This is a genomic window from Bradyrhizobium sp. (assembly GCF_030697065.1).
GTDB lineage: Bacteria > Pseudomonadota > Alphaproteobacteria > Rhizobiales > Xanthobacteraceae > Bradyrhizobium.
In genome coordinates this window covers 1-5,201 of record NZ_JAUYQU010000259.1, presented here as the reverse complement: position 1 = coordinate 5,201, position 5,201 = coordinate 1, and the positions used below count along the sequence as shown (strand labels likewise).

Annotated in this window: 7 protein-coding genes; 5 read left to right on the top strand and 2 right to left on the bottom strand. The window is 62.8% G+C overall.

Annotation, left to right across the window (positions count from 1 at the left end):
* The 3 genes from Q8R73_RS20620 to Q8R73_RS20610 all read left to right on the top strand — a co-directional run.
* On the top strand, positions 1–941 hold a 941-nt coding region (locus tag Q8R73_RS20620), incomplete at its 5' end, for an adenylate/guanylate cyclase domain-containing protein (protein ID WP_305721394.1).
* 174 nt (positions 942–1,115) lie between these two features.
* Positions 1,116–1,361, top strand: a complete 246-nt coding sequence (locus tag Q8R73_RS20615) for a hypothetical protein (RefSeq protein WP_305721393.1) — start codon at positions 1,116–1,118, stop codon at positions 1,359–1,361.
* A 305-nt stretch (positions 1,362–1,666) separates the two neighbouring features.
* Positions 1,667–1,867, top strand: a complete 201-nt coding sequence (locus tag Q8R73_RS20610) for a cold-shock protein (protein WP_029584170.1) — start codon at positions 1,667–1,669, stop codon at positions 1,865–1,867.
* A gap of 147 nt (positions 1,868–2,014) precedes the next feature.
* On the opposite strand, the gene Q8R73_RS20605 is transcribed toward Q8R73_RS20610, so the two are convergent.
* Positions 2,015–2,683, bottom strand: a complete 669-nt coding sequence (locus tag Q8R73_RS20605) for a hypothetical protein (protein ID WP_305721392.1) — start codon at positions 2,681–2,683, stop codon at positions 2,015–2,017.
* 195 nt (positions 2,684–2,878) lie between these two features.
* Between Q8R73_RS20605 and Q8R73_RS20600 the strand changes: the two genes are divergently transcribed.
* Positions 2,879–4,084, top strand: a complete 1,206-nt coding sequence (locus Q8R73_RS20600; RefSeq protein ID WP_305721391.1) for a CaiB/BaiF CoA-transferase family protein — start codon at positions 2,879–2,881, stop codon at positions 4,082–4,084.
* Between the two features lie 54 nt (positions 4,085–4,138).
* Here the strand turns inward: Q8R73_RS20600 and Q8R73_RS20595 are convergent, their stop codons facing one another.
* On the bottom strand, positions 4,139–4,303 hold the full coding sequence (locus Q8R73_RS20595; RefSeq protein ID WP_305721390.1) for a hypothetical protein: 165 nt from the start codon (positions 4,301–4,303) through the stop codon (positions 4,139–4,141).
* A 297-nt stretch (positions 4,304–4,600) separates the two neighbouring features.
* Between Q8R73_RS20595 and Q8R73_RS20590 the strand changes: the two genes are divergently transcribed.
* Positions 4,601–4,813 carry a hypothetical protein gene (locus Q8R73_RS20590; protein ID WP_305721389.1) on the top strand — a complete coding sequence of 71 codons (213 nt, stop codon included), beginning with the start codon at positions 4,601–4,603 and terminating at the stop codon, positions 4,811–4,813.
* Positions 4,814–5,201: the final 388 nt, after the last annotated feature.

Genomic DNA, 5,201 nt, shown 5'->3' with positions numbered 1-5,201 from the left:
TGCTGTCCTATGGCAATGGCAGGACGGTTCGCGTGCCCAAGGGTCTCAGCGTGCTGGAGGCAAGCCTGCGCAACAATGTCCCGCATGCCAGCGTGTGCGGCGGCCGCGCCCGCTGCTCGACCTGCCGTATTCGCGTGATCGGCGACTGCGCATCGCTGCCGGAGCCCTCGATGCGCGAGGCGTTCGTGCTCGATCGCGTCGGCGCCGGCGCCGATCCGGCGATCCGGCTCGCCTGCCAGCTCCGGCCGGAAGCCGATCTGTCGTTCTTCCAGATATTCCTGCCGCAGACCACGGCGGCGACCCTGCGGACTTCGAGTCCTTCCCGGATCGGGGAGGAACGCTATCTGGTCAGCCTGTTCGTCGACATGCGCGGCTCGACCAAGCTCGCGGAGAAGCGGCTGCCGTTCGACACCGTCTTCATCGTTAACCGTTTCCTCGGCGCGGTGTCGCAGGCCGTGATCGAATGCGGCGGCCAGCCCAACCAGTTCATCGGCGACGGACAGCTGGCGCTGTTCGGGCTCGCCTGCGATCCGCAAACCGCCTGCCGCCAGGCGCTGCGGGCGGCCAGCATGATTTCGACCAATATCGACGACCTCAATCAGTTCCTGAGCCATGACCTGCGCGAGCCGATCCGTTTCGGCGTCGGCATTCATGGCGGCGAGGTGATCATCGGAGACATCGGCTATCTCGATCACATGGTGTTCACCGCGCTCGGCGACGCGGTCAACGTCGCCGCGCGGCTGCAGGACATGACCAAGAGTCTCGCCTGCGAGGTCGTGGTTTCGGAAGAAGTTCGTGTCACGGCGGGCCTTGCGCCGGATAGCCTGCCGCAGCACGAAGTCTCGATCCGCGGGCGCGCCGAGCCGATGATCGTCAACTCCGTCGCTCATGCGGGCGCCTTGACTGCGCTGGTTAACGAACTTGAAATCATCGCGGCGTGATCGCCGCGTAACGCCGTCTGTGATGTTTTTCACACCTGAACGACCGTTCAGAAAATTGTCTCCAGACAACACGTTATGTTCTCGAACCCCGCTCCTGAAGGCAGCGACTGATGTGCGATGGGTAGAACTGAAACGATCAACCCGCGCTACGGCGCACATTCAAGGAGAACGACCATGCTTCGCAAATTGACTCTCGCACTTGTTGCCGCAACTTCCCTCGGCGCCGCGGCGCTCGCTCCCACCGCAGCCTCTGCCAGCCCCTTGTGGCATCCGCATCCGCACTTCCATGGCCACGTCCATGGCCTCGGCCTCATCGCCGGCGGATACGGTTACGGATACGGCGGCGACTGCTATCGGACTCGCCTCGTGCTGACCAAGTTCGGCTACCGCTACCGCGTCGTCAACGTCTGCGCCTGGTAATGGGAACTTCGGTTTCGATCTGGAACCCCGGTCGCCACGAGCGGCCGGGGGTTCTTGCTTTGAGAGATTCATGGCGACCTATTCTACCCGATAAAATTGAAGCGATCGGCGCATCACTTCATCGAATGACCCGCCAAACGGCCAAAAAAGGCGAATGCGCCGCGATATCGATCGTTTTCCGCCGAAATCGAGCTGTCGTTTGCGCTATCAAGCTTGCGTTATCCGGCGTATCCTGTGCCTTCGGGCATGCCGGTGTGCGGGGACAGGCGGCTCGTTAATTGTTTTGATCCCGCGGAGACGACGTGATGGCTAAAGGTACTGTGAAGTGGTTCAACGCGACCAAGGGTTTCGGTTTCATCCAGCCTTCGAGTGGCGGTAAGGACGTTTTCGTTCATATTTCGGCGGTCGAGAAAGCTGGCCTTTCCTCGCTCAACGAAGGACAGACGGTTGAATACGAAGAAGTTGCCAATCGCGGCAAGACCTCGGCCGAGAACCTCAAGGTTTAAGGCTGGGACGCGGTCTGCAACAGCGCACTCTCGGATCTGATCCGGGAGTGGGACTTCCAAGAACATCTCACAAGAACAGAGTGCAATGGGCAGGAGCGGGTATCGCTCTTGCGCGCAACGAAGCAGCGTAGAGCGCGCTGGTCGTCGTCAATCTTCCTTCACCCATTTCCGGACCGTCATGACATCGGGAGGCTGCGCGTAGGCGCGCGTCCACATGTCCACGACCCACTCGACCCCGGTCGCCCGCTCGACCAGCACCGCGGTGTTGTGCGGGGTCTGCAGCACCAGCGCATTGCCCCGGTAATGCGGGTCGCCCACCTCGTGAAATTTCAGCAGGCCCCATTGCCGCAGCACCAGCAGCAGGCTGGTGGTATTGCGGGTGGTGTCCCAGCAATCGTAATTCTGCGAATCGGCGCGATGGCGGAAATCCGCCCTGGCGACGCGCTTGCTGGTGCCGATGATCGGCCCCATGCGGCGGTCGAACCAGACCACCGCTTTGCGTACCGCGGCCCGTTCCGCCGCGGCCGATGCGCGGCCCGCTGCCATGATTGTCGTCAGCGCGCCGCGGTCGCCCGGCGTGAAATCGAGAATCACCCGGCGGCGGCACACAAAGCCGTAGCAGACCGTCATGGATTTCGCGGTGGGGGGATAGATCGACACCTTGCTGTAGAGTTCGGCGATCGGCGCGGAGAGTTCGACCGCCAGCGCGGGCGACGCAACGGCAAACACATACAAGGCTGCCGGAAGCGCGGCAAAGCGGCAGAACGACAGGGTTCTGCGCCGCCCGCCAGATCGTTGCCTGCCCGTCAGCGTCATCCGCCGCCTCAACTCGAACCGGGGAATCGCGCGGAATTTATCGTGCCGGTTCCGTGGTGCCAAGCTTCGCGTCGCCCGGATTGACACCGGACACCCCGTTGCATCGCATGGCCAACATGGGTCAAATGGCATCCTGATCTCAGGCGTTTCCAGCGCACGGACAAAACCAACAAGAACAACGGGAGCGGCGGCACTATGGAAAAAGGCATCTTCGACGGCCTCAAGGTTCTGGACTGCGCGAGTTTCATCGCGGCGCCCGCGGCCGCCACCGTGCTGTCGGATTTCGGCGCCGACGTCATCAAGATCGAACCGCCTGGTCTCGGCGATCCCTACCGGAACCTGCCGAATTTGCCGGGATATCCCGCCAGCCAGCACAATTACTCGTGGATGCTGGAGGCCCGCAACAAAAGGAGCCTCGCGCTCGATCTTTCCAGGCCGGAAGGCCAGGCGGTGCTGCGCCGCCTGGTGGCCGAGGCCGACGTCTTCATCACCAATTTCCCGCCGGCGGTGCGCGAACGGCTCGGGCTGACCTTTGCCCAGCTGGCCCCGCTCAATGACCGGCTGATCTATGCGTCGTTCACCGGCTATGGCGAAAAGGGCGAGGAGGCCAACAAGCCCGGCTTCGACAGCAACGCCTATTGGGCACGTTCGGGCCTGATGGACCTGGTGCGCGCGGATGAAAACACCACGCCGGCGCGCTCGGTCGCCGGCATGGGCGACCACCCCTGCGCGATGGCGTTCTACGGCGCGATTGTCACCGCGCTCTACAAGCGCGAGCGCACCGGCAAGGGCTCGCATGTCAGTTCCAACCTGATGGCCAATGGCATCTGGGCCGCCTCGGTACTGGCGCAGGCCAAGCTGTGCGGCGCCAAATTCCAGGAGCGGCGGACCCGCGAGCATGCGCTCAACGCGGTCACCAACCATTATCAATGCAAGGACGGCCGCTGGATCATCCTCTCCCTGCTCAACGAGGAGAAGCAGTGGCCGGCGCTGGCGCGCTGCATCGGTCGCGAGGATCTCGTCACCGATGAGCGATTTGCCACCAAGGCAGGACGCCATGCGCGGTCCATCGAGCTGATCAAGATCTTCGATGAGACCTTTGCCACCAGGGACCTCGCCGAATGGCGAGCGATCCTTGACGGCAACGGGCTGGTGTTCGGCGTGGTCGGCATCCTCGACGACATTCCCAATGACAAGCAGATGCTGGAGAACGAGGTGCTGGTGCCGTTCGAGAACGACACCATGCTGACCATCAGCAGCCCGATCTGGGTCGACGGCGCCAGGAAGGTGCAGCCGCGCAAGCCGCCCGGAATCGGCGAGCACAGCGACGAGATCCTGCGCAACGCCGGTTACGACGAGGCTTCCATCCAGAAGCTGAGGGCTTCCGGCGCGGTGGCGTGAATGCGACCTGCCCAAGTCGCGGCCCAAAGTCGCGGCGGGCCGAAGTCGCGGCGGCTACTTGTTGTTCAATAGCACCCAGCCGACCGCGGCGAGGCCGATGATCACGGCGACCGCGATCGCCCATGCGCTGACCCTGACGTCGCCGACGGTCTGCCGTTCGGCCTCGTTGCCGGCGATCTCGCGATTGCGCGCCTTGTTTTCAGCTTTCGGGTCGTTCATCGCCGGGCCTCCCTCGATCGAGCGACTGCACGTTATGGCGGCCATCCTACCGGCGATCGCGACGAAGTGAAGTACATTCGCTTTCGCGACGTAGCCGTCCCTTCGTAACCATCCGTCTTCGCCCGAAGGCCGGCTTCGGGTTTCGACTGATATCAGCGGCTTCCAGTACATCAGGATGCCATGCATTTGACTCCGGTCAAATCCGGCAGGCGCAAACTGGACTAAGGTTTTCCGGCGAGCCCCGTTACTTCGCGGTCCGGTTTGCCTGAACGATGTTCGAGAGCAAAGGAAGACGGAATGTCCAGCAACCAGAACGGAAAGAAACCGAACCACAGCGATGCCGACGCGCCGGCTGATCAAGATACGGCGCGGGAGCAGGACGACGGCCCTGAAGCGGTCAAGCCGCATTTCACAGGGATGACCGGAATGCACATCGATCAGCCTCAGGAGGATGCAGCTACCGGCTCACCAGGTGCCGATCTCGATCGCGATCTGGCCGAGGAGAACTAGCGCCGGCCATCGCGCGATGGCAGCCTTGCGCGATACGCCACGGCGCATCGCGTGAGTCATGACGAGGCATCAACGGCGCGGCTCCGCCGGATGCTGCTGGGTCAGGCGAGAGGAGGACAGCCGGAGACGGCGGGACTGGAAGGTGAAGATACTTCTGTTCCGGTGGCAATACGAGTCGGAAGACGATTGCCTTCGGTTCTCGCCAGGATGCCGGGGTCGCGCCGTAGCCGATACATTCGACGCTGCCTGGCGTTCCTTTCACCGTCGTGGCCTCGGCCACTTCACAAGATGCCTTGCAGGATGTGCCCACAGGTTCGATATTTTCATACAGGCATCCTGCTCAACTTCGGGGGGGGGGGGGGGGGGGGGCAATTTGCCAAAAAAAACC

What these genes read in the sequence shown, in the direction of transcription:
- Q8R73_RS20615 (WP_305721393.1), top strand. Translation starts at nt 1,116, where the DNA reads ATGCTTCGCAAATTGACTCTCGCACTTGTTGCCGCAACTTCCCTCGGC.
- Q8R73_RS20610 (WP_029584170.1), top strand. Translation starts at nt 1,667, where the DNA reads ATGGCTAAAGGTACTGTGAAGTGGTTCAACGCGACCAAGGGTTTCGGT.
- Q8R73_RS20605 (WP_305721392.1), bottom strand. Translation starts at nt 2,683, where the DNA reads ATGACGCTGACGGGCAGGCAACGATCTGGCGGGCGGCGCAGAACCCTG.
- Q8R73_RS20600 (WP_305721391.1), top strand. Translation starts at nt 2,879, where the DNA reads ATGGAAAAAGGCATCTTCGACGGCCTCAAGGTTCTGGACTGCGCGAGT.
- Q8R73_RS20595 (WP_305721390.1), bottom strand. Translation starts at nt 4,303, where the DNA reads ATGAACGACCCGAAAGCTGAAAACAAGGCGCGCAATCGCGAGATCGCC.
- Q8R73_RS20590 (WP_305721389.1), top strand. Translation starts at nt 4,601, where the DNA reads ATGTCCAGCAACCAGAACGGAAAGAAACCGAACCACAGCGATGCCGAC.